Here is a 24,384-nt window from a genome sequence, read left to right as displayed (position 1 = left end):
TCCCCGGTGGACTGCTGGCCGTGCTGGTGGGCATGGCCCTGGCCTGGGGCCTGGGCCTGATCCGCCTCGACCCCGGGCTCTGGCAGGAGCAGTTGAGCCAAGTGGGTCTGCGGCCTCCCCATCTGGCACTGACGGCGCTATGGCAAGCCCGCGGCCAACTCCTGCCCTGGCTGGGGGTGATTGTGCCGATGGGTCTGTTCAACCTGCTGGGCTCCCTGCAGAACATCGAAAGCGCTGAAGCCGCCGGTGATCGCTACCCGGTGCGCAGTTCGCTGCTGATCAATGGGCTGGGCACCATCGCCGCAGCCGGGCTGGGGGGCTGTTTCCCCACCACCCTCTACATCGGCCATCCCGCCTGGAAAGCGATGGGAGCGCGCATCGGCTACTCCTGGCTCAATGGGCTGGTGATGGGCGGCGCCTGCCTGCTCGGCTTGTTCGGGCTGATCGCCCAGCTGGTGCCGATCGAAGCCGGCATGGCGATCGTGCTCTACATCGGCCTGGTGATTGCGGCCCAGGCGTTCCAGGCCACCCCCAGCGCCCACGCCCCGGCGGTGGCCTTGGGATTGCTGCCGGGCCTGGCGGGCTGGGGCGCCATGCTCCTGAAAGCCGGCCTGCGGGCCGGGGGTGCCGGCCGCGCCGAACAGCCGTTTTCAGCTGCCCTGCTCCAACCGCTGCAGCAGGCCGATGTGTGGGCCGCCGGCGCCTTTGCCCTGGAGCAGGGTCAGATCATCACCGCGATGCTGCTGGCGGCCATGGTGGTGTACGTGATCGAACGGCGCTTCCTGGCAGCCAGCCTCTGTGCTGCGGTGGCCTCGGGCTGCGCCTGGCTGGGAGTGATTCATGCCTGGCGCTTCACCACCTCAGACACCGTGCTGCAGCTGGGTTGGGGGGTGGGGAGCAGCTGGGCGCTGGGCTATCTGCTGATGGCGGTGGTCTTCGGCTTGGCCAGCCGGGCTCAACCGTAATGAGCGGTGGGATGGAGCAACGGGTAGCCGAGGCTGTGCAAACGGCGATTGCTGATGCGTCGATCCGGCAGCGATGGCGCATCGGCGGAAGGTCCACTCCAGTGCACGGGGGGAAGCTCCTCCGCCGCGCAGATTCGATCGAGCAGATCAGCCACCCGCCAGGGCTGATCGTCCACCACGTTCACGGTTTGATCCCAGGCGCCGGCCAGCGCGGCCGCCATGGCACCGGCCACATCGTCGCGATGGATCCAATGGCTGTGGTTCTGGCCATCACCTGGCCTGGTGGTGCCAGCCAGCGCCTGGAAACGACGGCTTAAATCACGGCCGGGGCCATAGATCGCGCCAAGGCGCAGCACACACACCCGCCGCTGATCGCTACGTGCCTGCGCCAACAGCCGCTCGCTCTCCACAAGCACCTCAGCGTGGGCATCACGGGGCACCACAGGCGAGCACTCATCCACCCAGCCCCCCGCCGCATCGCCATAAACACCGCAACTGCTCGTGTAGACGATCTGCTTCAACTGCGGAAGCTCGGGCAATAGCTCCAGCACCGTGGTGATGCTGCTGCGATAGGTGGCGGCATACACACCCGCATCCACCTGGCGATCTCCACCAGGTGCCATGCAAAGCACGGCTGCATCCGCAGACTCCAGGGCCTGCTGCAACGCGGGAGCGTCACTGGCCTTGAGCACCAGCACGCGATTGCCGAGCGATTCGAGCTCAGCGCGGCGCTGCTCCCGCGTGGTGGTGAGGGTGAGATGGCTCTGAGGTTGCGCTCCCAAAAGCCGCGCCAAGGCCTCACCCACATAGCCGCAGCCCACGATGGTGACCCGCATCGACAAGACCCCGCTGAAGGTGGAGGCTAGGGAGAGCCCTGGAGGCGCGTGTTCGATCAGCAGCAACGCCAATGGGAGCTGAACCGCCTCAACTTCGAGGGCCGCTGGCAGGGCCGCAGCCACTGGTATCTCCGCAGCGAAACACTCGATTGGCGGAGCCCCAGCCGCGTCATCGACGACACCTGCTACGACATTCAGTTCAGCGGTCCTAATCACGGCAGCTGGGATGGCCGTGGCTTGCTGTTTGCACCGGAGGGACGGCGCACCCTGCAGCTGAGCCGCGCCGGTTACAACAGCGGCGGGAACTGCTGGCAGTTCAGCGGTGCCGGGGGGCAATCCAGTCTCTGGGTCGACCCCATGGCCGACCGCTTCGGCCATGAAGTGAACCTCTTTGCCGGCCGCGCCCGCTCGATGCTGGTGCTGCTCTGGGGACCACACCCCAAGGCTGAGCAGAAGGGCTGGAGCCTGGATGCGATCGGAGCCGTTGGCTTCCGTTGCGCCCATGCCAGCAAGCCGGATCCCGAACGGCCTCAGCAAACCCTCGAAGCACTGCTGCGGGATCTGGAAGGTTGGTCCGGTGAACGGGAGTGCTACCCCCACGAACAACCCACACCATGCGAACCCTTCAGCGCAGAGCAGTTCGCGATCCACCCGCTCACAGCCACCTTCGTGGATGGCTTGATCTGCTCTGTGCCCGAATGGCTACCTCAAGGAGCCTTCCGCCTGCACATCGGCTGCCGCACCGGCGCCGATGCCTTCCAACAAATCAACGTGGTGTTCGATGCACACCAACAGCTGGAGCTGTGTGAACGACGGCTCTACAGGCCAAGCCAGATCCAACCCTGATCGCTAACTTCCGGGCAGTGCAGCCCGAAGCATGAGCTACACCGTCCTCAAGTTCAGCTCAGAAGACTGCGGCACCTGTCACCGCATGAGCCATTACGACGCCGCCGTGTGCAGCGAACTGGGCTGCAGCTTCGTGAGCGTGATGCTGCAGGACACCGAGGCCTATCGCCGCTACCGCCGCGTTCTGTTGGCCCAATACCCCGACAAACAGGGCATGGGCTGGCCCACCTATCTGGTGGTGAGTGATCCCGAAGGCGAGTTCACCATCCACGGTGAGCTGAAAGGCGGCATGCCCAAAGGCGACTTCCGCACCCGCCTCAGCGGCCTGATCCCCTGATGCCCGGTGCCGGGTTCGAACCAGCGACATCCTGCTTGTAAGGCAGGCGCTCTACCGCTGAGCTAACCGGGCGGTTGGGTCATTCTGCACCGCAACAGCAGCTCCAGCCATGGCCAGCGGCCAGCAGCACGACCGCGCCACCTGGATCCTGGCCTTGCCTTTCGGGCTGCTGTGGGGTCCGTGGCTTGGCTTGGCGGGCGTTACCGCAGCCGGGCTGGCCTTTCTGATTGGCGGGCTCTGGCTGTCTCCCGATCTCGACACCCGCTCCAACCCCAGCCGCCGCTGGGGACCGCTGCGCCTGCTCTGGTGGCCCTACCGGCAGCTGCTGCGCCATCGCTCGCTGCTCTCGCATTCGCCAGTTCTGGGGAGCGCAGGCCGGCTGCTTTATCTGGGAGTGCTTGTGGGCCTGACGGGCTGGCTGCTGCAGCCCTGGGGTGCGCCGAATCCGCTGCAGCTAGGGGAGGGCCTGCAAACGCTCTGGCAGGAGCAGCGTGGCTTAAGCCTGGCGGTGTTGATCGGCGTGGAAGCCAGCGCCTGGCTTCATCTGATCCAGGACGGCGATCCGTTGCCGCGTCTGCCGAGGCTGCTACGGCGCAAGCGGCGCCGCCGCCGCAGACTCCGCTGAGCGGATCCCTCGCAGCCCATGGCCCTGCTCGACTTCGACGGTGACTACGGCCGCACCTACAACGCACGCATCCGCCGGCTGATCCCCGCCTACGACGCGATCTTCGAGCTCGCGGCCGCCACCGCGGCGGCACTCCACCCCGAAGCCCAACGGGTGCTGGTGGTGGGGGCCGGCACAGGCACGGAATTGCCTGCGCTGCTGGAGGCGTTGCCTCAAGCCAGGTTCACCTTGGTGGAACCGAGTGAGCAGATGCGCGGTTTCTGCGATGAACTGATCGCGCGCATCGGCGCCAGCGAGCGGGTGGCGTGGGGCCCAGACCATCTCGATGCCTGCTGCGATGGCATCTTCGAAGTGGTGATCAGCCACAACGTGCTGCATGTGCTGGCCCCGGCCGAGCAGGAACAGTTGCTCAGGCAGATGGCGGGGCGGGTCGCAGCGGGTGGCTGCCTGCTGCTGAGCAGCTACGGCGAATCGAGCCCACCGAGCTTGGAGCTGGGCCTCGCCATCGGCCGCTGCCGGTTTGCGGCCCTAGGCATGGATCAGGCCACGATCGAAGCGGTGATGGAATCCCGCAACAACAAGGTGTTCTCAATGGATGCTGAGCGGCTGGAGCAGCAGCTCACCCTCGCCGGACTGGAGCCGCCGATCCAACTGCTGCAGGCCCTGTTCAACCACCTCTGGCTGAGCCGGCGATCGGCGCAGCAATGCGAGGGTGGCGGGCAAGCCTGAGCAGCAAACCGATGGCCGCCACGCCCGAAGCCACCGCAGCGTTGAGCGAGCTGATCGCCGTGGTGGCCCAGCTGCGCAACCCGGAGGGCGGCTGCCCCTGGGATCTGGAGCAAACCCACGCCTCCCTGGTTCCCTACGTGCTGGAGGAAGCCCACGAGGTGGCCGATGCGATCCGCCACGGCGATGACGCCCATCTCAAAGAAGAGCTGGGCGACCTGCTGCTGCAGGTGGTGCTGCATGCGCAGATCGCCCAGGAAGACGGGCGGTTCGATCTGGCTCAGATCACCGCAGGCATCAGCGAGAAGCTGATCCGCCGCCACCCCCATGTGTTCGCCGGCGCCGAGGCCGCCGACAGCGCCGCCGTGAAAGCCAACTGGGACGAGATCAAGGCAGCTGAGAAGGCCACTGATCCAGCCAGCGAACCCTCGGCCAGCCCCCTCAGTGATCGCCTCGCTGGCAAGGTGCGCGGCCAGCCCGCCCTCGCCGGCGCAATGACCATCTCCAAGAAAGCCGCCGCGGCCGGCTTCGAGTGGGACGACATGGCCGGCGTGTGGGAGAAAGTGCACGAGGAGCTCGATGAGCTCAAGGAAGCGGTGGCCAGCGGCAACAAGGCGCACGCCCAGGAGGAATTGGGCGATGTGCTGTTCACCCTCGTGAATGTGGCCCGCTGGTGCGGCATCGACCCTGAGGCCGGCCTGGCGGGCACCAACCACCGCTTCCTCGATCGCTTCTCCCGCGTGGAAGCAGCACTGGGCGGCAAACTGCAGGGCCGCAGCATTCGCGAACTGGAAGGCCTCTGGCAGGAGGCCAAAGCCCAGATCAGGGCGGAGGGCAGCGCCCCAAACCGCTGAGCCCACCAACCCGGGCGACCTGCTGCAGCAACGGCCTCAAACGCAGATCGCAACATCTGCACAGCCCGTACAGAAACCAGGACACCGCCGCGAACAAAGCAAAGCGCGCTCGGCCGTGCCAACCGCAGCCGCGTCAGTCGTCGGGCAGCTGCAGCCGCCCCTGGCGCTGCCCCTTGATGGCGCTGCGCCGCTGCTTGGCCGCCAGACGCCGCTCCACCGAACCGCGGGTGGGCTTGGTGGCACGCCGCGGCGGCGGTGGTGGTTTGAGCGCCTCCTGCAGCAGCTCCACCAAACGCCGCTGGGCTGCCACCCTGTTCTGCCACTGGGAGCGGTGTTCGCTGGCGGCGATCACCACGCAACCCTCCACCAACCGCGGCTCCAGGCGCCGCAGCGCCCGGGCCTTGAGCACCGGCCCCAGGGCCTCGCTGGCCGCCAGGTCGAACACCAGCTCCACCCGCGAATCGGTGGTGTTCACGTTCTGGCCACCCGGCCCGGAGGAGCGCGAAAAGCGCCAGCGCAGCTCTGCGGCAGGAATCCGCAACGCCGGCCCGGCCACCCGGGAAATCTGCAGATCGGCAGTGGGATGGGCGCCGGCCATGCGCTCAGGCTGTCACGGGGGGCACACGGGCGGTGCGCAAATCTGGAGGAAGGAACCCGCCCGCCGATGGCCGAGAGCAGCAACCCAACCACGCCCACCCCTGGCTGGATCGATGAGATCTTCGATGGCGTGCGCTACGGCCTGGCCGGCCGCGTGATCGCCGAAGAGCAATCGCCCTTCCAGAAGGTCACCATCATCGAGAGCGAGCGCTACGGCAAGGGCCTGCTGCTCGACGGCTGCTGGATGACCGCCGAGCGCCAGGAGCGGCACTACCACGAATCGATCGTGCATCCGGCCCTGTGCAGCGCCGCCTCGGTGGAGCGGGTGCTCGTGATCGGTGGCGGCGATGGCGGCACCGCCCGCGAATGCCTGCGCCACGCCGGCGTGCAGCACCTCGACATGGTGGAGATCGACGGCCTGGTGGTGGAGTGGAGCCAGCAGCACCTGCCCACGATCGGCGGGGGCTGCTGGAGCGATCCGCGCTTCCACCTCACGGTGGGTGATGGCATCGCCTGGGCCGCGAACGCTGCTGACGCCAGCTACGACGTGGTGATCGTGGACGGCTCCGATCCAGCTGGCCCGGCCGAAGGCCTGTTCAACCGCGCCTTCTTCGAGCAGTGCCGGCGCATCCTCAAGCCGGGCGGTGTGTTCGCCACCCAGAGCGAATCACCGGAGGCCTTCCGCCAGGTGCACATCGACACCGTGAAGGTGATCCGCGAGGTGTTCGGCCACGCCGATCCGATGTATGGCTGGGTGCCGATGTATCCAAGCGGCTGGTGGAGCTGGACGTTCGCTGCCATCGACGGCCGCCGCTATCTGGAGCCGGATACCTCCCGTGCCGCGGCCGTGGTCGATGGCTGTGAGATCTGGAGCCCCCGCTGGCAGCGCGGCGCCTTCGATGCCATCCCCGCCGCGATCGAGCGCGCCCTCCACGCCTGACCAGCCCTCACGCCATGCCCGACCTCTCCCTCTTCGACACCGACGGCGCCATCTACATGGGCAGCCAGCGCGATCCCGCCGGCTGCCGCGTGGGCCTGTTCGGTGTGCCCTACGACGGCACCACCTCCTTCCGCCCCGGCACCCGCTTCGGCCCGGCCGCCATCCGCGAGGTGAGTGCGGGCCTCGAGAGCTACTGCCCCCAGCTGGATCGCGATCTGGAGGAGCTCGCCATCGCCGACCTCGGCGCCGTGGACATCCCCTTTGGCGCCCCGGAGCCAGTGGTATCCGCGGTGAAACAGGCGACCGAAACGGTACTGGCCCTGGGGCTCAAGCCCTTGATGCTCGGAGGGGAGCACTCGATCAGCTCCGGTGCCGTGGCCGCCGTGGCTGCCAAGCACCCCGAGCTAGTGCTGGTGCAGCTCGATGCCCACGCCGATCTGCGCCACGAGTGGCTCGGCGCCCACCACAGCCACGCCTGCGCCATGCGCCGCTGCCTGGAGGTGCTGCCCAGCCAACAACTGCTGCAGATCGCGATCCGCAGCGGCACCCGCGAGGAGTTCTCCGAACTGCGGCAGACGGGCCGCCTCGTAGCGATCGAACGGATGGCCGAAGCGCTCAAGCCCCTGCGCGGCAAGCCCATCTATCTCACCGTGGATCTCGACTGGTTCGATCCCGCCGTGATGGCGGGCACGGGCACCCCCGAACCGGGCGGCTTCCTCTGGGGCGACTTCGCCGCCCTCGTGGAGGAGCTGCGCCACCACAACCTGGTGGCGGCCGACGTGGTGGAACTAGCGCCGATGCTCGATCCCACTGGCGTGAGCAGCGTGCTCGCATCTAAGGTGGTGCGAAGCCTCTTGTTCCTGCTGGATCGCTGAGCTGGGGGCTGGCCTCAGTAGGCGCAGGTGCCGCTGGAGCGCTGCTCCCGCAGGCGCTCGTGCTGTTGGCCGATCAGCAGGATCGCCATGGTGGGGTGGTTGTGCAGCAGGTTGAGGAAACGCAGGCGATCCAGCCGCACCAGCTCAACAGGTGTGCGCGCCACCGCATCGTTGTGGCGCACGTCCTCATTCCAGACGATGTCTTCATAGCTGAACAGCTCGCCAGGGCGATAGCAGAGCTTGTCTCCCTTGGAATTGATCACCTCAACGATGCCGCGGCGCACGCCGTAGATGGCATCAGCCGCCTGACCGCGACTGAAGATCACCGCGCCTGTGGCGAACGACACCGTCTCGCTGTCCACCTGGGTGGCCATCAATTCGATCGGACTGGCAACGGCGGCAACAGCCATCAACGATGTCCCCATGAAGCTGCGTGAAACCAGCTTGGCACCGCCCTACAGGCCCATTGGCGTGCTGGAACACATTCAGCCCCGCCAGGCCCCGAATCTTCTCTTTGTCTTCAGCTTTCCAGCACGTCTGCAAGGGCGAGCTGCCGCTCTCCCTGCTGCGGCAGCAGCTCTGCTGGGCTATCCCCCATCACCGGCAACCGCGGCGGGCGCGCCGTCCAGTGGTGGCACCACAGCTCCGCCGCCAGCTCCCGATCAATCGGCAGTTTGCGCAGCTGACACCAGCCCATCTCCGCACCACTGGACAGCGTGCAGTAGCGGCAGCTGCGGCAGCAGGGGCGGTTGCCCATGGGGGCCTGCAAGGGGGCTCAACGTAGGCAGCTCCAGAGGCTGTGACTAGTGCAGTCAACGAACCTCCGGGTTCTCTTCGGACTGTTGAAGAGCAGCAGTGATCCAACCTCCATAGGATCCACGCCCACGCCAAACCGCCATGGCCGCACCTCCGGCAGCCACAGCACCCCTGCGCCGTACGCCGCTGTTTGAGGCTGCCCGCAGCGCCGGCGGCCGCATGGTGCCCTTTGCGGGCTGGGAGATGGCGGTTCAGTTCGCCGGCCTCCTGCAGGAGCACAAGGCTGTGCGCGAGCACTGCGGCCTGTTTGACATCTCCCATATGGGAGTGCTGCGTCTCAGCGGCCCTGGGGCCAAAGACGCTCTGCAGGGCCTGGTGCCCACCGATCTCTTCCGCATCGGCCCCGGCGAGGCCTGCTACACGGTGCTGCTCAACGAGCAAGGGGGCATCCGCGACGATCTGATCGTGTACGACCGGGGCTGGGACGACGTCGCTCAGGCCCATGAGCTGCTGCTCGTGATCAATGCCGCCTGCGCCGAGGCCGACACCGCCTGGATCCGCAGCCAACTTGAGCCGGCCGGCATCCAGGTGAGCGACCACAAAGGGGATGGGGTGCTGGTAGCCCTGCAGGGTCCAGACGCTGCCGCTCAACTCGAATCACTCAGCGGCCTCTCGCTCGCGGGCCTACCCCGCTTCGGCCATCGCTCCCTCGCGCTGCCGGGCATCGGCGAGGCTTTCGTGGCCCGCACCGGCTACACCGGCGAAGACGGCTTTGAACTGCTGCTGGATCGGCCAGCCGGCTTGAGCTTCTGGGATCAATGCCTCTCCCGCGGCATCGCCCCCTGCGGCCTGGGCGCACGCGACACGCTGCGATTGGAAGCAGCGATGCATCTGTATGGCAGCGATATGGATGCCTCCACCACGCCCCTAGAAGTAGGCCTGGGTTGGCTGGTGCACCTAGAGATGCCCAAGCCCTTTGTGGGGCGTGAGGTGTTGGAGCAGCAGACGAGCGACGGCGTGAAGCGACGCCTGGTGGGACTGCAGCTGCAGGGCCGCGCCATCCCCCGCCACGGCTCTTCGGTGCTGGCGGCTGGAGCGGCGGCAGGGAGCAGCCCGATCGGCTCGATCACCAGCGGTGGCTGGTCCCCCAGCCTTGAGGCCGGCATTGCCCTGGCGCTGGTGCCGGCTTCAGCAGCCCGCCTGGGTAGCGAGCTGGCGGTCGAGATTCGCGGCAAAGCCGAGCCAGCTCAAGTGGTCAGGCGACCGTTCTATCGGAGTTGATTGATCAACCCGAACGCCGTCCCCACTTCCACACAGTCTGTACAGAACCCGGAATCCTTCTCAATCCGGCGCGACGGATGGCCATCCGCCCTAATGGGACAATCGCCGATTGCGTTCCCCTCCTCAGCATGCGCAGCCACGGATGCGGCGACCTGCGCCCCGATGCCACCGGCCAGGCCGTGCAGCTGTGCGGCTGGGTGGACCGCAGCCGTGATCACGGCGGGGTGATCTTCATCGATCTGCGCGACCGCAGCGGCACGGTGCAGATCACGGTGGACCCCGACAACGGCGCTGAGATGTTCGCCGTGGCGGAACACCTACGCAATGAAACGGTGATTCAGGTGGAAGGCAAGGTGCGCGCGCGCCCGGCCGACGCCATCAACGAAAAACTGGCCACCGGCCATGTGGAAGTGCTGGCCAGCGCCATCACGGTGCTCAACAGCGTGAAAGGGAACCTGCCCTTCGCCGTGTCGGTGCACGACGAGGAGAACACCCGCGAGGAGCTGCGGCTGCGCCACCGCTACCTCGACCTGCGCCGCGAGCGCATGAACGGCAATCTGCGCCTGCGGGCCCAGACCATCCAGGCCGCCCGCCGCTTCCTCGAAGAGCAGGGCTTCATCGAGGTGGAAACCCCGGTGCTCACCCGCTCCACCCCCGAAGGCGCTCGCGATTACCTGGTGCCATCGCGGGTGTGCGGCGGTGAGTGGTTCGCCCTGCCCCAGTCGCCCCAGTTGTTCAAGCAGCTGCTGATGGTGGGCGGCATCGAGCGCTACTACCAAGTGGCCCGCTGTTTCCGCGACGAAGACCTGCGCGCCGATCGCCAGCCGGAATTCACTCAGCTGGACATGGAGATGAGCTTTATGGATCAGGAGCAGATCCTGGAGCTCAACGAGGCGCTGATCGCCCATATCTGGACAACCGTGAAGGGCGTGGAGCTGCCCCGCCCCTTCCCGCGCCTCACCTGGCATGACGCCATGGAGCGCTACGGCACCGATCGCCCTGACACCCGCTACGGCATGGAGCTCACCAACGTGAGCGACCTGGTGGCTGACATGGGCTTCAAGGTGTTTTCAGGCGCCGTGGCCGCCGGCGGCTCGGTGAAGTGCATCGCCGTGCCCGGCGGCAACGACGCGGTGAGCAACGTGCGCATCAAGCCTGGCGGCGATGTGTTCAGCGAGGCCCAGAAAGCCGGCGCCGGGGGCCTCGCCTTCATCCGCGTGCGCGAGGGCGGTGAGATCGACACGATCGGTGCCATCAAAGACAACCTCACAGACGACAAGAAGGCCGAGCTGCTGCAGCGCACCGGCGCCGAGCCCGGCACCTTGATCCTGTTCGGCGCCGGCGACACCGCCACGGTGAACAAGGCCCTCGATCGGGTACGCCAATACCTGGCCCGTGAGCTGGGCATGGTGAAGCCCGACAGCGAAAACGACAGCTGGAACTTCCTCTGGGTGGTGGACTTCCCGATGTTCGAGTTCAATGCCGACGAAAACCGCTACGAGGCGCTGCACCACCCCTTCTGTGCACCGAACACCGCCGATCTGGGCAGCGACCCCGCCGCCTGGGCCGACACCCTGCCCACGGCCCGCGCCCAGGCCTACGACCTGGTGCTCAACGGCCTGGAGCTCGGTGGTGGCTCGCTGCGCATCCACGATTCGGCCCTGCAGCGCCAGGTGCTGCAAACCGTTGGCCTGCCCCTGGAAGAAGCCAACCAGCAGTTCGGCTTCCTGATGGAAGCGCTCGACATGGGCGCTCCGCCCCACGGCGGCCTGGCCTTCGGCATCGATCGCATGGTGATGCTGCTGGCGGGCGAGGAATCGATCCGCGACACGATCGCCTTCCCAAAAACGCAGCAGGCCCGCTGCCTGATGACCGGTGCCCCAGGCGGCGTCGCCGCCAAACAGCTCGAAGAGTTGCACGTGGCCAGCACCTGGGTGGAGGAGGAGGCGCAGGGCTGACGCCCTGGCTTCTGGGCCCCACACCTCGGGCAATCCCGAACACAAACGTGGGATTTGAGGGCGGATCTCAACTGAGACTCGATCGTTGGGGAGCTGTTCCAGGCCAAGCCTGTGCCCAAGGGCCCTCCCAGCCCCAAGCCCTTATCCAGCAGCCGGCGCGGGAGCACCGATCTGGTGCGCCTGTACCTGCAGGACATCGGCCGCGTTGACCTGCTCAGCCACGAGGAGGAACTCACCCTGGCCCGCCAGGTGCAGCGGCGGGAACGCCTGCTGCGGGAGCGCAAGCGCCTGGCGGGCACGACGAGCGAGCTGGCGGATCTGATCGTCCTGGAAGACGATCGCCAGCGGCTGGCGTCGCAACTGGGCCACTGGCCGGCGGTGCAGCAGTGGGCCGAGCATCTGGGCTGCACAGTGCCGGAACTGCGGGAGCGGCTGCGCCAGCGCCATGAGACCTGGGCCGCGCGCAGCAGCCTGAGCGTGACCGAACTGAAGCAGGCGCTGCATCACGGCCGCCGCGCCCGCGACCGGATGATCCAGGCGAACCTGCGCCTGGTGGTGGCGGTGGCCAAGAAATACCAGCAGCGCGGCATGGAGCTGCTCGATCTGGTGCAGGAAGGCACCCTCGGGCTGGAGCGCGCCGTGGAGAAATACGACCCCACCCGCGGCTTCCGCTTCAGCACCTACGCCTATTGGTGGATCCGCCAGGGCATCACCCGCGCCATCGCCACCCAGAGCCGCACGATCCGGCTGCCGGTGCATGTCACCGAGAAGCTCAACCGGATCAAAAAGGCCCAGCGCCAGATCGCCACAGAGCACGGCCGCCTGGCCTCGGTGAGCGACCTGGCCCGCGAGCTGGGCCTGAGCGAGGAGGTGGTGCGGCTCACCTTGATGCGGGTGCCGCGCTCCGTGTCACTCGACACACGCGTGGGCCGCGAGCAAGACACCCAGCTTGGCGATCTGCTCGAAGACAGCCACGCCACCCCCGAGCAGGAGCTCACCCGCGAAGCCCTGCACGACGACCTGGAAGCACTGCTGGAGGAGCTCACCAGCCGGGAGGCCGCCGTGATCCGCCTGCGCTACGGCCTCGAAGACGACACCCCCCAGACCCTCTCGCAGATCGGTGAAGACCTGCACCTCTCGCGGGAGCGGGTGCGCCAGATCGAATCACGCGCCTTGCTCAAGCTGCGCCAGCCCCAGCGCCGCTGCCGCGTGCAGGACTACATGCGCAGCCTCGATAACGACCAACCCTCGAGCTGAAAGCCCTGGAGACGACCCAAGCCGGCCGGTAAATTAAAGGGTCGCTACGGATGCCATGCCCAAATTCGTCTTCGTGACCGGTGGCGTGGTATCGAGCATCGGCAAGGGGATCGTGGCCGCCAGCCTGGGGCGCCTGCTCAAGAGCAGGGGCTACAGCGTTTCGATCCTCAAGCTGGATCCCTATCTCAACGTGGACCCGGGCACGATGAGCCCGTTCCAGCACGGTGAGGTGTTCGTCACCGAAGACGGCGCCGAGACCGACCTCGACCTCGGCCACTACGAGCGCTTCACCGACACGGCCATGTCACGGCTCAACAGCGTGACCACCGGCTCGATCTATCAATCGGTGATCAACAAGGAACGCCGCGGCGACTACAACGGCGGCACCGTGCAGGTGATTCCCCACATCACCGGCGAGATCCGCGAACGCATCCACCGTGTGGCCGCCAACTCAGGCGCCGATGTAGTGATCACCGAGATCGGCGGCACCGTGGGCGACATCGAATCGCTGCCGTTCCTTGAAGCGATCCGCGAATTCCGGGGCGACGTAGGCCGCAACGATCTGGCCTACGTGCATGTGACGCTGCTGCCTTACATCGGCACCTCCGGCGAACTGAAAACCAAACCCACCCAGCACTCGGTGAAGGAGCTGCGCTCCATCGGCATCCAGCCGGATGTGCTGGTGTGCCGCAGCGACCGCCCGATCAGCGAAGAGCTCAAGGGGAAGATCGGTGGCTTCTGCGGCGTGCCCAAGCGGGCTGTGATCCCGGCCCTCGATGCCGACAGCATCTACGCCGTGCCGATCACGCTCGAGCAAGAGGGCCTCTGCCGCGAGGTGCTCGATCTGCTCGGCCTGGCCGACCACGACAGCGACATGGCCCGCTGGGCCGAAATGGTGGCCAAGCTGCGCAACCCTGGCCCCTCAGTGAAGGTGGCGCTGGTGGGCAAATACGTGCAGCTCAACGACGCCTACCTCTCCGTGGTGGAAGCGCTGAGGCACGCCTGCACCGACCTTGGGGCTGGCCTCGACCTCCACTGGATCTGCGCCGAGCAGATCGAGGAGCGCGGCACCGATGCCCTGTTGCGGGGCATGGATGCAGTAGTGGTGCCGGGGGGCTTTGGCAATCGCGGCGTGGATGGCAAGGTGGCAGCGATCCGCTGGGCGCGCGAGCAACGGGTGCCCTTCCTGGGTTTGTGCCTGGGAATGCAATGCGCCGTGATCGAGTGGGCCCGCAACCAGGCCGGTCTTACAGGCGCCACAAGCGCCGAACTCGATGCCGACACGCCGCACCCCGTGATCCACCTGCTGCCCGAGCAGCAGGACGTGGTGGATCTGGGAGGCACGATGCGCCTGGGTGTGTATCCCTGCCGCCTCGCCCCCGGCACCATGGGCCACCGCCTCTACGGCGATGAGGTGGTGTATGAGCGCCACCGCCATCGCTATGAGTTCAACAACGCCTACCGCAACCTCTTCCTGGAATCGGGCTACGAGATCAGCGGCACCTCCCCCGATGGCCGGCTGGTGGAACTGATCGAGCTCAAGAATCACCCCTTCTTCACCGCCTGCCAGTACCACCCGGAATTCCTCTCCCGCCCCGGCCGGCCGCATCCGCTGTTCCGGGGGCTGGTGGAGGCGGCACAGCAGCGGCTGCCCCACAGCCCCAGCGAAGCGATCAGCCACAACCAGGCGATCCCCAACACAACACCCGCAGCATGAACGCAGCGGGCTGCAGCGACTCCACCAGCCTGCCGGTGGTGGAAACGTTTCATTCCCTGCAGGGGGAGGGCCTGCATGCCGGCCGCAGCGCCTTCTTCATCCGGCTCGGCGGTTGCAACGTGGGCTGCAGCTGGTGCGACACCAAACACTCGTGGCCGGCGGCCGTGCATCCGCGGCGAGCGGTGGCTGATCTCGCGCGAGAAGCCAGAGCGGCCGCGGCTGCCGGGGCCGCCTTCACGGTGATCACCGGTGGCGAACCCCTGCATCACCCGCTGGATCAGCTGTGCAAGGCACTGCAATCGACAGGTCTGCCGCTCCACCTGGAAACCAGCGGCGTCGATCCCCTCAGCGGTGCGTTCCACTGGATCACCCTCTCCCCCAAACGCCACCGGCCGCCCCTACCGGCCCTGCTGGCCGCCTGCCACGAGCTCAAGCTGGTGGTGCATGACGCAAGCGATCTGGCTTTCGCCGAAGCCATGGCCGAAGCGGCGAGGGCCGTGGGCAACCAGCCGCACCTGCTGCTGCAACCGGGCTGGGGCAACCAGCCCGGGCAGGAGCTGAGCGTGGCGTACGTGAAAAGCCACCCAACCTGGCGATTGAGCCTGCAAAACCACAAGCAGCTGGGGGTGCGGTGAACCAGCCGCCGCAACCCTGAAGGCTAAATGCGACGCAAGGCGTCGGTTTTGTCCTGAAAACCACCCAGCAGCAGCTGCAGGTAGCTCACCTTCCGCAGTTTGATGTTGGCCGTGAGGCTCATCCCCACCTGCAGTGGCAGGATCTGACCGCCGGTGAGCCGAAACTGCTGGGAATCGAGCGCCACCACTGCCGGGAAGCGGTAGGTCTGGTTGCGCTCATCGGGCGGCAGGGCATCAGAGCCAATACGCTTCAGCCGGCCCGCCAACACGCCAAAATCCGTGGCGGGGAAGGAATCAATTGAGAGATCAACGGGTTTACCCACCCGCACGAAACCGATATCCGAGCTGTTGATTTCCACCTTGGCCTGAAGATCTGAAAAAGGCACGATCTTCATCACCGGCTCGCTGGTCTGAGCTACAAACCCGGGCCCCTTGGGCTTGAGATCAAACACGATTCCATCTACGGGCGAGCGCAGATCCTGATAGCGAATGTTCACCGAAAGTTCGGTGAGGCTGCTACGCAGCTCCGCCAGTTCGCCATTGAGCTGCTGAATCTGCTGCTGGAGGATGGCGGTCTGACGCAAACGATCCACCTGCACTTTTTCGAGTTCTCCATCCACCTCCCGCACCTTGTTATTTTGCTGAAGCACCTGGAGCTCAGCGGCTGCGCCCGAACTCTTGAGGCTCTCAAACCGCTGCAGAATCTGGCGCTCGAGAATGAGGTTACGGCGCAGCACCTGCTGTTCCGTGTCGTTGAGATTGAGATAGCGCCTCAACTCCAGCTGCTTGAGCTGCAGTTGCCGTTGCTTGGCGGCAATGCCTTCGCGAATGCTCCCCTGCCGGTCGACGGTGGCTTCGTTATCGAGGCGCATCAACACCTGGCCCTTCTTCACCCGCTGGCCCTCCTTCACCATCAATTCATCCAGCACACCACCAGCCGGCATCTGCACAGTTTTCACGTTGCCGATCGGCTCCAGGGTGCCGGGAGCCACCACCACCTCATCGGTTTTGGCGAGGGCCAACCAGGCCAGGGCGGCACCCGTTGTACCGATCAGGGTCCAGATGATCGTGCGCACCAGAAAGCGCGATTGCTGCAGGCCCAGTTCCTCACGGTTGGCCTGCACGCGGCGTTCAAGCGCCGACTGGGCGGCCTTCACCAGGGCACCAGGCTTAGGAAGCGAAGGCATCAGGCGGGCTCCTGTTGGCGATAGAGGGCGTAATAGCGACCGCGTTGCTCGATCAGCGCATCGTGACTGCCGGTTTCCACCACGGCGCCCTCGTGCATCATCACGATCAAATCGGCGCGCCGGATGGTGGAGAGCCGATGGGTAATGAAAAACACCGTGCAGTGCTTCAGGCCGTCGAGCAGGTTTTCACAGACGCGACGTTCGGTGTCGTAGTCGAGGGCGCTGGTGGCCTCATCGAGCACCAGCAATCTGGGCTTGGAGAGCAGGGTGCGGGCCAGGGCCAGGCGCTGCCGCTGACCACCCGACAGGTTGGCGCCCCGTTCGCCCACATTGGCGCTGTAACCCCCGGGCAATTCCATGATGAAGTCGTGGGCGCAGGCCAGCCGAGCCGCCTCCACGATCGACTCACTGCTGGCATCGGGATCGGTGAGCGCAATGTTTTCAGCCACTGAACCGCTGAACAGCAAGGGCTCCTGGGGAACGATCCCAATCTGTCGGCGCAGGGAGTAAAGCTCCACCTTGTCGATGTCATAGCCATCGATCAGAATGCGGCCACTGGCTGGTGCATACAAACGAGAGAGCATCTTGGTGAGGGTGCTCTTACCGCTGCCGCTCTGCCCCACAACGCCCACGAAGGTGCCTGCTGGGATCTGCAGATCAATGTGATTGAGAACCAGCGCTCCTCCGGTGGTGAACGAAAAGCACACATCGTTGAAGCGCACCTCACCCTCGATCGGCGGCAGAGGAATCTTGCCCTTATCGGCTTCATCGGATTCCTCCGGCGTATCCACGACATCGGCGAGGCGCTCAAAGCTCACCTTCAGCTCCTGAATGTTCTGCCAGATCGAGGAGAGCCGCAGCATCGGCTGAGTGACATAGCCCGAAATAATTCGGAAGGCGATCAGCTGGCCCAGGCTCATCTCACCCTTGAGCACCAACGTGGCCCCCACCCAGAGCACCAGCAACTGCGAGAGCTTCTGCAGCACCTGCGAGGTTTCACTCAGCACCGTTCCGGTGACCGTTTTTTCAAAGGTGCGGCCGATGTAGTTGTTGTAGAGGCTCTGCCATTTCCAACGGCTGATCATCTCCACGTTCTGCGCCTTCACCGTCTGAATCCCGGTGAGCACCTCCACCAGATGGCTTTGCGTGCGGGCGTTCTCCTGGGCCGCATCGCGATACTGGCGCCGAAACAGGGGAGCACCCACCACCGTGAGGCCCACCTGGATCGGCAGCACGCAGAGGGCAATCAGGGTGAGCACCCAGCTATAGAGCACCATCACCACCACATAGATCACCGAGAAGGCGGCATCCAGCAGGGTGGTGAGGGCCTGGCCGGTGAGGAAGTTGCGGATCTTCTCGAGCTCGGCGATCCGGGTTCCGAGTTCACCCACCGGACGGCGATCGAAATAGTTGAGCGGCAGGCGCAACAGGTGATCAATCACCTCCGAACCCAGCCGCAGATCAATCCGATTGGTGGTTTCGCTGAACAGGAAGGTGCGAAGCGAGCCGATCACCCCCTCCAGCAGCGTGACCGCCACCAGAGCAATGCCGAGCACCTGCAATGTGTCGAGGCTGCGCTGGGCAATCACCTTGTCGATGATCACCTGGATCAGCAGGGGATTGGCCAGGCTGAAGAGCTGCACCACAAACGAGGCCAGCAGCACCTGCAGAAGGATGCCGCGGTAGCGGCGCAGGGCCGGCCAGAACCAGGCAAAGCCGAACCGCTGCTCCGGGGTAGTGTTGCGGCGCTCCACCAGCAACAATTCGATCCCCTCCGGGAAGATCTCCGGCAGCTCGGCCGGGAGCACCTGCACCAGCCCATCCCGGGGTGATGCCACCTGAAGGCCGCGGGCATTGGCGGCCCGCACCAAAGCAAAGCCCTCTTTCCAGGGGATCAGCGCCGGCGTTTGCAGCCGGGTTCCCTGGCTGGCCGGCACCTGCACGCCGCTCACGTGCAGCCCCATCATCGCGGCGATATTCCCGCAAAGCTGCAGATCCGGCGCCTGGCCGCGCCGTAGCGCATCCCGCAGGATCTTCTCGATCGCATCGCGGCGGAAGGGCAACTGCAGCTCCGCGGCCAGCATCTGGAAGCAGGCCAGGGTTTCCTCCAGGGGGCCCTCGCCGCGCAGGAGCCGGAACGGTTTCTGATCACGCTCGCCCAGATCCAAGCCCGAGGCCAGGGGGCCGGCGGTGAGCGTCTCAGCGCCTCCCTGGCTGGGCACCAAGGCAGAGCCGACGACCGGTTCAGCCTCCAGCACGTCCGCAGCGGGCTGCAAGGCAGCGAACCAGTCGGCGGAGAGGGCGATCAAGCGAGGCGGCAGCGGCGGCAGCGAAAGCGGCACGCCGGCAGCGGGATCCAGACGGGCTCCCAGGGGATGGTCGGGCAGGTTGTGACTGGCTGCCAGGAGCACCTGCTCAGGGGATAGGCCCGCCAGGGCCTCGGCCGTGGGCGGCACCAGCTGGGCCCCGGATCGAGCCTGCTGCAGCTGGGATGCCAGCCGGCCTTGCTCCCGGGGATGGGCCTGCAACAACAACTGCACCAGGGCCGCCAACTCGGCGGTGAACAGCTGCGCGCTACACCACTCAGCAAAGCTCGGCTCGCTCTCAAGCAGCTGCAGCACCAGGGCATCGGGCAGGGCCAGGGCCTCCAGTTCCGCGGCGGCGCTCACCTCCTCACAGGCCTGCACCCGCAGCAGCGAAGCAAGCCCAACCACAGCACCGGGGCCAAGTTTCTCCAGCGTCAGCAGACGACCCTGGTCGCGGCCGAGCAGTCGGGCCTGGCCGCTGCTGATCCACAGCGTCTCGCTGGGCACCAGATCACCACGACAGAGCAGCTGACCGGTGCTGAAGCGACGGACCTCAACCGCGGCCTGCAGGGCTGCAGCACCTTGCGGGCTGAGGGCGCGCAAGGCGGGATGGCTGGAGATCAGCTCGGCGGGACTGAGGGTAGTCACGCGGGCATGCCCTCCTCAGCGGGCGTGATCAGCTGCGAACGGAGAGCGTTGAGCTCAGCGGATACCTCGGCCTCCAACCACTCCTCGAACAATTCCTGACTCATCTGCTGCGCCATCGCTTCATCAAAGGTGGCCGGTGTGAGCGATTCCAGCCGAAACACAAGCCACCAGCGCTCAATCCGAAACGGTTCCTGAACGACACCAGGCGTCGCCGTGCGCAGACGCTCCACCAGCAGGGGATGGGCTTGGGTGAGGGGGGCGGGCCCGACCACACCACGGGTGCTGCGCTCCGGCCCTTCCGAAAACTCGGCGGCCAGATCAGCGAAATTCGACTCCCCTTCATCCAGGCGCAGGTAGAGCTCCCGGGCGAGCCCTTCATCGGCCAGGCGGATCAGGCTGTACACCACCCGATCCAGCTGGTTCTTGCGATCGAGGAAGCGGGCCTCAGCCTTGGGCCGAAACAGTCGCTCACAATGGCGCCGCAGCCGCAGAGGGCGCTCGATCAAGGCGAAGAGCGCATCGCGGCTGAGCAGCTGCTCCTGACGCCATTGGTCCAGCTCCTCCGCACTACCGAGCTGACGTTCCTGGGCGAAGGCCGCCATCACCTGCTGACGCTCCTCCTCCTGAAGACGCTCCTGGGCCAGGGCGTTCTGCAGCTGGATCTGACGGAACAACGGTTTTAGCAACCCGTGCTGGGCGAGCAGCGCCAGGACAGCAGGGCTTAGCTCAGCCACCGAAGCGGATCTCAAGGCGTGGTGGTCGGTCCGCTGAATCATGGCAGGGGCGGAGGGTTTAGGCACCAAAAACCAGCGGTGGATGCAGCGCAGGACGAGAGGTCCAGCAGCCCTGAGCCCCAGGGCTGATTCAAAGTCTTAGGTCGGCTCGTGTCCCGGCCGGCGCCGCGCCATGGCCAGCAGCGCCGTGATGTCGTGCATCACCGCCTGGATGCCAGCCCGGATCGAGCGGAACCCAGCCAGGCGTAACAGGTTCATGGCTGCAGTGCGCAGCGTGGCCATCACGCCGGCGCCATTGCTCCGGTAGCGGTGGGCGTCCTCATGGAGCTGCGTGTCCCGGATCCAGTGCCAGCCCTCAATGCTCCAGCGGTCCCGCACCATTTGCAGCAGCGCTTCTGGCGTCGTGCGCAGGTTCGTCAGGAACAGGTGGGTGGCGTGAAAGGGCTTGCCGTCACGGGTGCCGCTGGCCATGACTTCCACAATCCAGCTGGTGCCGATCCAGGCTTCCTTGATGTGCTCCGGTGCTTCTTTCGCCCGCAGGATCCAGGTGATGTCGCGGCCGTGGCCAACCTCTTGATCGCTTGCCACAAAAGGGATGTGCCGCTTTCCCTGGAACTGGCTGAGGATCTGACGATGCAACGTCTTTTGGTTGGCCTTGACCGTCAGGAGGAAGTCGGCGCCCTGCTCCTGGAGCTGTCGAAAAACGGGCGCTGGGTATGGAGCGCGTCCGCCTGGATGAGCACACCCTCGAGATCCAGCTCGCCGAGCAGCTGCCGCAGCACCGCCCGCTCGTGGTTTTCGCCGGTGGCGTAGCAGGCCTGGCTGATGGCCACGCCCAGCGCGGCGGAGTACAGCGTGACCTGGGCAATGAAAGCCGAGCCACCACCAGCGGTGGGGGCGATTGAGCCTCTCAGCGTCTTGCCGTCACACACCAGCTGATCGAGATCCGCTGCGCCACCAGGGATCTGGGCGATCGTCCAGTCACGGATCGCCGCGCAGAGGGCTGCCACGTCCACCTGCTGGAAGAAGTAGCGGAACGAGGAATCCGATGGCGGGCGCCGCAGCACCACGCCCAGGGCCTCGGTGAGCACGGCGTGGTGGCGGATGGCGAAACGCTCCAGATCCCGCAAGCTCTGGCAGCCACTCAGGATCCCGAGCACGGCCACCAGCAGCAGATACCAGGCTGGGAACCGAACCCCGCGGCGCATCCGCGCATCCGGGATCGACCTCAGATAGCTGATCAGGTCGAGATCGGTTGCGGCGGAGGCGCTTTCCAGCACAGGGAGGGGGCGACTCTGCCGACCTCAACCCATGCTGACAGCCCCGGCAAGGGACCTTGGGACATACTTTGAATCAGCCCTGCGGGCCGATGGATAAGCACCTTGTTGCGTCAGGACGTGACGAGCAAGAATTAGGAGAGGATGTCATTGACCAATTGGCAGCTATGGATCACTTTTTCCTGAACGGTGCAGCCAGCAGGCCGAATGGGGCAACCGCAAACGATTTAACTGCACGAGAGAAACGACATGGGCCTGGGTGCTGGCGCGAGAGCAAACAGAGCAGCACATACGTGGCCCTGCGCAGGCATCTCAGACTTCGGTACCCGCCGACATTGTTGCTTCTGGGACTGTTGTCCAGGTCACTGACGACGATCTTGATGGCCTCCGCGAGGGGATTGTGACCCCTGATGGTTATGGTGTTGATGGCAACCGAGATGGAATTCTTGATGCTGAGCAACGTCAGGTTGCCGGCATTCGCCTGTTGAACGATGGGTCTAGGTATTCCGACTTCGGTGCCTTGGTTGTGACTGGCGACCTCTCCCTCCATGGAGTCAACCTCATCCCTGCTGATTCGGATGGCGCCATCCCAGTCAACCTTGCAGATGGGAGCACAGTTCTGACCCAGCTGCCGACCGGTCTCGCAAACACATTTGCTGGTGCCCTCTCTTTTGAAGTTGGAGGTCTTGCCGCGGGATCTACAGCCGAAGCTCTGATCTACCTTCCGGTGGGCTACAGCGGTGCTGGTCAGCCCCTCAGCCAGGCAGAGGGCAACAGCTTCCTCCTTTTGCTGCGGCGTGAACCGCCGGCGTGCACGGTTTGGGTCGCTCATCAATCAACAGTCTGGTGGTCATGGCGTTTCTCCTATCGACCTGTCCACCAAACCGGGGGAAGCCCAATGGCCTCAGTGGCAATTCACGGCCATAGGCACTCTTTCCTGCTCACTGCGGTCTCTCAAACCCGTTTGTCCGGAGATTCCCTAATGCAGCTGTTGGATGAGAAGGCGATGGGTTGAGATCCACAGCTGAGCGAGAAGCAGCTGCAGATCCTGCAGGAAGTGGCGCGGGGGCTGAGCGATCTGCAGATTGCCGAGAAGGTGCAGCTTCCCTATGTTAAAAAGGCGTAAAAGGCGCTGGGCACTGCCAACCGCATCCAGGCTGCCGTGTTGTTGGTACAGCAGGGCCTGTTCAGGCCCGATGATCTTCTAGCCCAAGGGGTAGCGCGAGCGTTTCGCCTGCATAGCTGAATGCCACAACTACTCATGAAGCGGTGCGCTCTGCTGTAAATCCGCTTAAAACTGAGGCAGTAGAGCGTGGCGTCATGCCTGTCTTGCATCGACTCCGTTTGTCCTTGCCCGGCCGGCTCAGTCGGGTTGCCACGGAAGCCCGGTTGGAGCAGTGCCATGACTGAAGGCTTTGACTCCACAACAGGGCTCGCGCCCGTACCGGTGCAGTACGAGTAAAGTGCCAATCTGCCCATACTCATTGAGCAGCTTAGCTTCTCGATCGTGATCAGCACCTACCAGGCCAGCCGCCTGGTCAGCGTTGGAAGCGCGGGCGGCGAGCTACGGGTTGGCTTCAGCCACTTTCCGCTGGCCATGGGAATTACCCGTACACCCACAGGTTTGGCGGTGTGCAGCCAGGATCGGGTCTGGAGTCTGGAGGCCAATCAGGCTATTGCTGCCAGCATCCAGCCGGAACATCAGCACGACATCGCTTTTCTGGCCCGTAGCTGCCATCTCACTGGCCCGGTGATGGGTCACGACCTGGCGTTTTGTAACGGTGAGTTGCTGTTAGTCAACACCCAGTTTAACTGTGTGGCGGCTGTAGGTGGGCCGTGGAGTTTCACACCACGCTGGAAGCCGCCGTTCATCAGCGCGCTTAAGCCCGAGGATCGATGCCATCTCAATGGCTTGGCTCTCAATGCCAACGGTGATGGTCTGGCCTACGCCACGGCCTTGGGCGAGGGCGATGCAGCAGACAGCTGGCGGGCCAGCAAAACCAGCGGAGGTTGCCTGATCGACATCCAGACCAACCGTGTGGTGCTGCGAGGCATGGCGATGCCGCATTCGCCCCGGCTGCACCAGGGGCAGCTGCTCTGGCTCCATTCCGGCGAGGGTGCACTGATGGCAAGCGATCCATCTCAGCTCAGTGCGTTTGAATCTGCGCTTCCCTGGCAGAAGGCGAGCAGAACCATCCTCGAACTGCCAGGTTTCACCCGAAGTCTGGATTGTTGGGGCGATCTGGCGGTCGTGGCTGTGTCCAAGATCCTCGAAACCGCCGTGTTTGGCGGGCTACCCCTTGAACAACGCCTCGCCGACCGTCGATGTGGGATTGCTTTGGTCAACCTCCGCACGAGCGAGCTCTTGGCTTGGCTTTGGTTCCAGAGCGGGGTGGAAGAGATCTTCGGTGTTTCATTCCTCCCGGGCTGGCACAACCCAGTGCTTGTTGGTCCAGATATCAATATTGACAATAACCAATCGATTTGGATCGTAAATCAAACCGTTTAAAAACGCTTAATCACAAGAAGTATTCAGCCAAGATTGAAAGCCATGGACCGCCTTCAGCTCCTCAAAGACATTAATATTATCAAGGAGGGCAGTTCTCCCTCCAACCTTGTCGCCATCGGCAAAACCCTCTTCTTTACGGCGAACGACGGTATAAGCGGAATTGAGCTATGGAAAACGGATGGCACTGAAGCCGGCACCGTACGCGTTAAAGATATCAGCGCCGGCTCATCGGGCAGCAGTATCTCCAATCTGGTCGCCATCGGCAATACTCTCTTCTTCAGTGCGAGCGACGGTATCAGCGGAATTGAGCTATGGAAAACGGATGGCACTGAAGCCGGCACCGGACGCGTTAAAGATATCAGCGCCGGCTCATCGGATAGCTCTCCTTCCGGTTTTTTCGCCATCGGCAATACTCTCTTCTTCAGGGCGAACGACGGTATAAGCGGAATTGAGCTATGGAAAACGGATGGCACTGAAGCCGGCACCGGACGCGTTAAAGATATCGCCGCCGGCTCATT

24 protein-coding genes, 1 tRNA gene and 1 pseudogene are annotated in these 24,384 nt (G+C 65.0%); 16 read left to right on the top strand and 10 right to left on the bottom strand.

Annotation, left to right across the window (positions count from 1 at the left end):
- A pseudogene (locus tag ACIQ2E_RS01240) lies at nt 1–965 on the top strand (NCS2 family permease); the annotation flags it as partial.
- Here ACIQ2E_RS01240 and ACIQ2E_RS01235 read toward each other — a convergent pair.
- Nucleotides 956–1,801 carry an NAD-dependent epimerase/dehydratase family protein gene (locus ACIQ2E_RS01235; RefSeq protein WP_398324992.1) on the bottom strand — a complete coding sequence of 282 codons (846 nt, stop codon included), beginning with the start codon at nt 1,799–1,801 and terminating at the stop codon, nt 956–958. The pseudogene ACIQ2E_RS01240 and the gene ACIQ2E_RS01235 overlap by 10 nt on opposite strands.
- Nucleotides 1,802–1,849: 48 nt before the next feature.
- On the opposite strand from ACIQ2E_RS01235, the gene ACIQ2E_RS01230 reads away from it, so the two are divergent.
- Both ACIQ2E_RS01230 and ACIQ2E_RS01225 read left to right on the top strand, forming a co-directional pair.
- A complete protein-coding gene (locus ACIQ2E_RS01230) occupies nt 1,850–2,647 on the top strand; it encodes a hypothetical protein (protein ID WP_398324990.1) in 798 nt (265 codons plus the stop codon).
- A gap of 31 nt (nt 2,648–2,678) precedes the next feature.
- Nucleotides 2,679–2,984, top strand: a complete 306-nt coding sequence (locus ACIQ2E_RS01225; protein ID WP_398324987.1) for a thioredoxin family protein — start codon at nt 2,679–2,681, stop codon at nt 2,982–2,984.
- Here ACIQ2E_RS01225 and ACIQ2E_RS01220 read toward each other — a convergent pair.
- Nucleotides 2,985–3,056 (bottom strand) — tRNA-Val (locus ACIQ2E_RS01220).
- Nucleotides 3,057–3,093: 37 nt separating this feature from the next.
- Here ACIQ2E_RS01220 and ACIQ2E_RS01215 point away from each other — a divergent pair.
- Genes ACIQ2E_RS01215 through mazG form a run of 3 tightly spaced genes read left to right on the top strand, consistent with a single transcriptional unit; the run spans nt 3,094 to nt 5,189 of the window.
- The gene (locus tag ACIQ2E_RS01215; protein WP_398324984.1) at nt 3,094–3,609 is read left to right on the top strand and encodes a metal-binding protein; all 516 of its coding nucleotides are present in this window, start codon (nt 3,094–3,096) and stop codon (nt 3,607–3,609) included.
- Between the two features lie 18 nt (nt 3,610–3,627).
- Nucleotides 3,628–4,338: a class I SAM-dependent methyltransferase gene (locus tag ACIQ2E_RS01210; RefSeq protein ID WP_398324981.1), complete on the top strand. Its 711-nt coding sequence runs from the start codon at nt 3,628–3,630 to the stop codon at nt 4,336–4,338.
- A gap of 11 nt (nt 4,339–4,349) precedes the next feature.
- On the top strand, nt 4,350–5,189 hold the full coding sequence (gene mazG / locus ACIQ2E_RS01205) for a nucleoside triphosphate pyrophosphohydrolase (RefSeq protein WP_398324978.1): 840 nt from the start codon (nt 4,350–4,352) through the stop codon (nt 5,187–5,189).
- A gap of 133 nt (nt 5,190–5,322) precedes the next feature.
- Here the strand turns inward: mazG and arfB are convergent, their stop codons facing one another.
- Complete coding sequence (arfB, locus tag ACIQ2E_RS01200) at nt 5,323–5,787, bottom strand: alternative ribosome rescue aminoacyl-tRNA hydrolase ArfB (protein WP_398324976.1); 465 nt, start codon at nt 5,785–5,787, stop codon at nt 5,323–5,325.
- Nucleotides 5,788–5,853: 66 nt separating this feature from the next.
- Between arfB and speE the strand changes: the two genes are divergently transcribed.
- On the top strand, nt 5,854–6,726 hold the full coding sequence (gene speE / locus ACIQ2E_RS01195) for a polyamine aminopropyltransferase (RefSeq protein ID WP_398324973.1): 873 nt from the start codon (nt 5,854–5,856) through the stop codon (nt 6,724–6,726).
- Nucleotides 6,727–6,740: 14 nt separating this feature from the next.
- Nucleotides 6,741–7,601: an agmatinase gene (gene speB, locus ACIQ2E_RS01190; protein WP_398324970.1), complete on the top strand. Its 861-nt coding sequence runs from the start codon at nt 6,741–6,743 to the stop codon at nt 7,599–7,601.
- A gap of 14 nt (nt 7,602–7,615) precedes the next feature.
- On the opposite strand, the gene ACIQ2E_RS01185 is transcribed toward speB, so the two are convergent.
- Both ACIQ2E_RS01185 and ACIQ2E_RS01180 read right to left on the bottom strand, forming a co-directional pair.
- A complete protein-coding gene (locus tag ACIQ2E_RS01185) occupies nt 7,616–8,011 on the bottom strand; it encodes a cyclic nucleotide-binding domain-containing protein (RefSeq protein ID WP_398324967.1) in 396 nt (131 codons plus the stop codon).
- Between the two features lie 110 nt (nt 8,012–8,121).
- Nucleotides 8,122–8,358, bottom strand: coding sequence for a hypothetical protein (locus ACIQ2E_RS01180; protein WP_398324964.1), 237 nt, complete (start codon nt 8,356–8,358; stop codon nt 8,122–8,124).
- Between the two features lie 140 nt (nt 8,359–8,498).
- On the opposite strand from ACIQ2E_RS01180, the gene gcvT reads away from it, so the two are divergent.
- From gcvT to ACIQ2E_RS01155, 5 genes are all read left to right on the top strand, one after another.
- Entirely contained in the window at nt 8,499–9,638 is a 1,140-nt protein-coding gene (gene gcvT, locus ACIQ2E_RS01175; RefSeq protein ID WP_398324962.1) for a glycine cleavage system aminomethyltransferase GcvT, read from the top strand.
- Between the two features lie 128 nt (nt 9,639–9,766).
- Nucleotides 9,767–11,596 carry an aspartate--tRNA ligase gene (gene aspS / locus ACIQ2E_RS01170; protein ID WP_398324960.1) on the top strand — a complete coding sequence of 610 codons (1,830 nt, stop codon included), beginning with the start codon at nt 9,767–9,769 and terminating at the stop codon, nt 11,594–11,596.
- A gap of 111 nt (nt 11,597–11,707) precedes the next feature.
- Nucleotides 11,708–12,853 carry an RNA polymerase sigma factor, RpoD/SigA family gene (locus ACIQ2E_RS01165; RefSeq protein ID WP_398324957.1) on the top strand — a complete coding sequence of 382 codons (1,146 nt, stop codon included), beginning with the start codon at nt 11,708–11,710 and terminating at the stop codon, nt 12,851–12,853.
- A gap of 55 nt (nt 12,854–12,908) precedes the next feature.
- Entirely contained in the window at nt 12,909–14,570 is a 1,662-nt protein-coding gene (locus ACIQ2E_RS01160; RefSeq protein ID WP_398324954.1) for a CTP synthase, read from the top strand.
- Entirely contained in the window at nt 14,567–15,205 is a 639-nt protein-coding gene (locus ACIQ2E_RS01155) for a 7-carboxy-7-deazaguanine synthase QueE (RefSeq protein ID WP_398324952.1), read from the top strand. Before ACIQ2E_RS01160 ends, ACIQ2E_RS01155 begins: the two co-directional genes overlap by 4 nt.
- A gap of 23 nt (nt 15,206–15,228) precedes the next feature.
- Here ACIQ2E_RS01155 and ACIQ2E_RS01150 read toward each other — a convergent pair whose 3' ends face one another.
- The 5 genes from ACIQ2E_RS01150 to ACIQ2E_RS01130 all read right to left on the bottom strand — a co-directional run bounded on the left by ACIQ2E_RS01150 (nt 15,229) and on the right by ACIQ2E_RS01130 (nt 21,360).
- Nucleotides 15,229–16,392, bottom strand: coding sequence for an HlyD family secretion protein (locus ACIQ2E_RS01150; RefSeq protein WP_398324949.1), 1,164 nt, complete (start codon nt 16,390–16,392; stop codon nt 15,229–15,231).
- Complete coding sequence (locus tag ACIQ2E_RS01145) at nt 16,392–19,346, bottom strand: ABC transporter transmembrane domain-containing protein (protein WP_398324946.1); 2,955 nt, start codon at nt 19,344–19,346, stop codon at nt 16,392–16,394. The genes ACIQ2E_RS01150 and ACIQ2E_RS01145 overlap by 1 nt, the downstream gene beginning before the upstream one ends.
- Entirely contained in the window at nt 19,343–20,080 is a 738-nt protein-coding gene (locus ACIQ2E_RS01140) for a peptidylprolyl isomerase (protein WP_398324943.1), read from the bottom strand. Before ACIQ2E_RS01140 ends, ACIQ2E_RS01145 begins: the two co-directional genes overlap by 4 nt.
- 138 nt (nt 20,081–20,218) lie before the next feature.
- Entirely contained in the window at nt 20,219–20,746 is a 528-nt protein-coding gene (locus tag ACIQ2E_RS01135) for an ISAs1 family transposase (protein ID WP_398324997.1), read from the bottom strand.
- On the bottom strand, nt 20,743–21,360 hold the full coding sequence (locus ACIQ2E_RS01130; protein ID WP_398324940.1) for an ISAs1 family transposase: 618 nt from the start codon (nt 21,358–21,360) through the stop codon (nt 20,743–20,745). Before ACIQ2E_RS01130 ends, ACIQ2E_RS01135 begins: the two co-directional genes overlap by 4 nt.
- Nucleotides 21,361–21,757: 397 nt before the next feature.
- Here ACIQ2E_RS01130 and ACIQ2E_RS01125 point away from each other — a divergent pair, with 397 nt between their 5' ends.
- The 3 genes from ACIQ2E_RS01125 to ACIQ2E_RS01115 all read left to right on the top strand — a co-directional run.
- A complete protein-coding gene (locus tag ACIQ2E_RS01125) occupies nt 21,758–22,372 on the top strand; it encodes a hypothetical protein (RefSeq protein ID WP_398324937.1) in 615 nt (204 codons plus the stop codon).
- Between the two features lie 456 nt (nt 22,373–22,828).
- Complete coding sequence (locus ACIQ2E_RS01120) at nt 22,829–23,866, top strand: TIGR03032 family protein (RefSeq protein ID WP_398324994.1); 1,038 nt, start codon at nt 22,829–22,831, stop codon at nt 23,864–23,866.
- A 42-nt stretch (nt 23,867–23,908) separates the two neighbouring features.
- A partial coding sequence (locus tag ACIQ2E_RS01115; RefSeq protein WP_398324934.1) for an ELWxxDGT repeat protein occupies nt 23,909–24,384 on the top strand: 476 nt, incomplete at its 3' end.

Source organism: Vulcanococcus sp. (genome assembly GCF_044369115.1).
In the GTDB taxonomy this organism is placed as follows: Bacteria; Cyanobacteriota; Cyanobacteriia; order PCC-6307; family Cyanobiaceae; genus Vulcanococcus.
Note: the sequence above shows the minus strand (reverse complement) of the source record. Positions and strands in the feature narration are given on the sequence as shown.

Coding starts and splice junctions, on each gene's coding strand:
- ACIQ2E_RS01235 (WP_398324992.1), bottom strand. CDS start 1,801: ATGCGGGTCACCATCGTGGGCTGCGGCTATGTGGGTGAGGCCTTGGCG.
- ACIQ2E_RS01225 (WP_398324987.1), top strand. CDS start 2,679: ATGAGCTACACCGTCCTCAAGTTCAGCTCAGAAGACTGCGGCACCTGT.
- ACIQ2E_RS01215 (WP_398324984.1), top strand. CDS start 3,094: ATGGCCAGCGGCCAGCAGCACGACCGCGCCACCTGGATCCTGGCCTTG.
- ACIQ2E_RS01210 (WP_398324981.1), top strand. CDS start 3,628: ATGGCCCTGCTCGACTTCGACGGTGACTACGGCCGCACCTACAACGCA.
- mazG (WP_398324978.1), top strand. CDS start 4,350: ATGGCCGCCACGCCCGAAGCCACCGCAGCGTTGAGCGAGCTGATCGCC.
- arfB (WP_398324976.1), bottom strand. CDS start 5,787: ATGGCCGGCGCCCATCCCACTGCCGATCTGCAGATTTCCCGGGTGGCC.
- speE (WP_398324973.1), top strand. CDS start 5,854: ATGGCCGAGAGCAGCAACCCAACCACGCCCACCCCTGGCTGGATCGAT.
- speB (WP_398324970.1), top strand. CDS start 6,741: ATGCCCGACCTCTCCCTCTTCGACACCGACGGCGCCATCTACATGGGC.
- ACIQ2E_RS01185 (WP_398324967.1), bottom strand. CDS start 8,011: ATGGCTGTTGCCGCCGTTGCCAGTCCGATCGAATTGATGGCCACCCAG.
- ACIQ2E_RS01180 (WP_398324964.1), bottom strand. CDS start 8,358: ATGGGCAACCGCCCCTGCTGCCGCAGCTGCCGCTACTGCACGCTGTCC.
- gcvT (WP_398324962.1), top strand. CDS start 8,499: ATGGCCGCACCTCCGGCAGCCACAGCACCCCTGCGCCGTACGCCGCTG.
- aspS (WP_398324960.1), top strand. CDS start 9,767: ATGCGCAGCCACGGATGCGGCGACCTGCGCCCCGATGCCACCGGCCAG.
- ACIQ2E_RS01160 (WP_398324954.1), top strand. CDS start 12,909: ATGCCCAAATTCGTCTTCGTGACCGGTGGCGTGGTATCGAGCATCGGC.
- ACIQ2E_RS01155 (WP_398324952.1), top strand. CDS start 14,567: ATGAACGCAGCGGGCTGCAGCGACTCCACCAGCCTGCCGGTGGTGGAA.
- ACIQ2E_RS01150 (WP_398324949.1), bottom strand. CDS start 16,392: ATGCCTTCGCTTCCTAAGCCTGGTGCCCTGGTGAAGGCCGCCCAGTCG.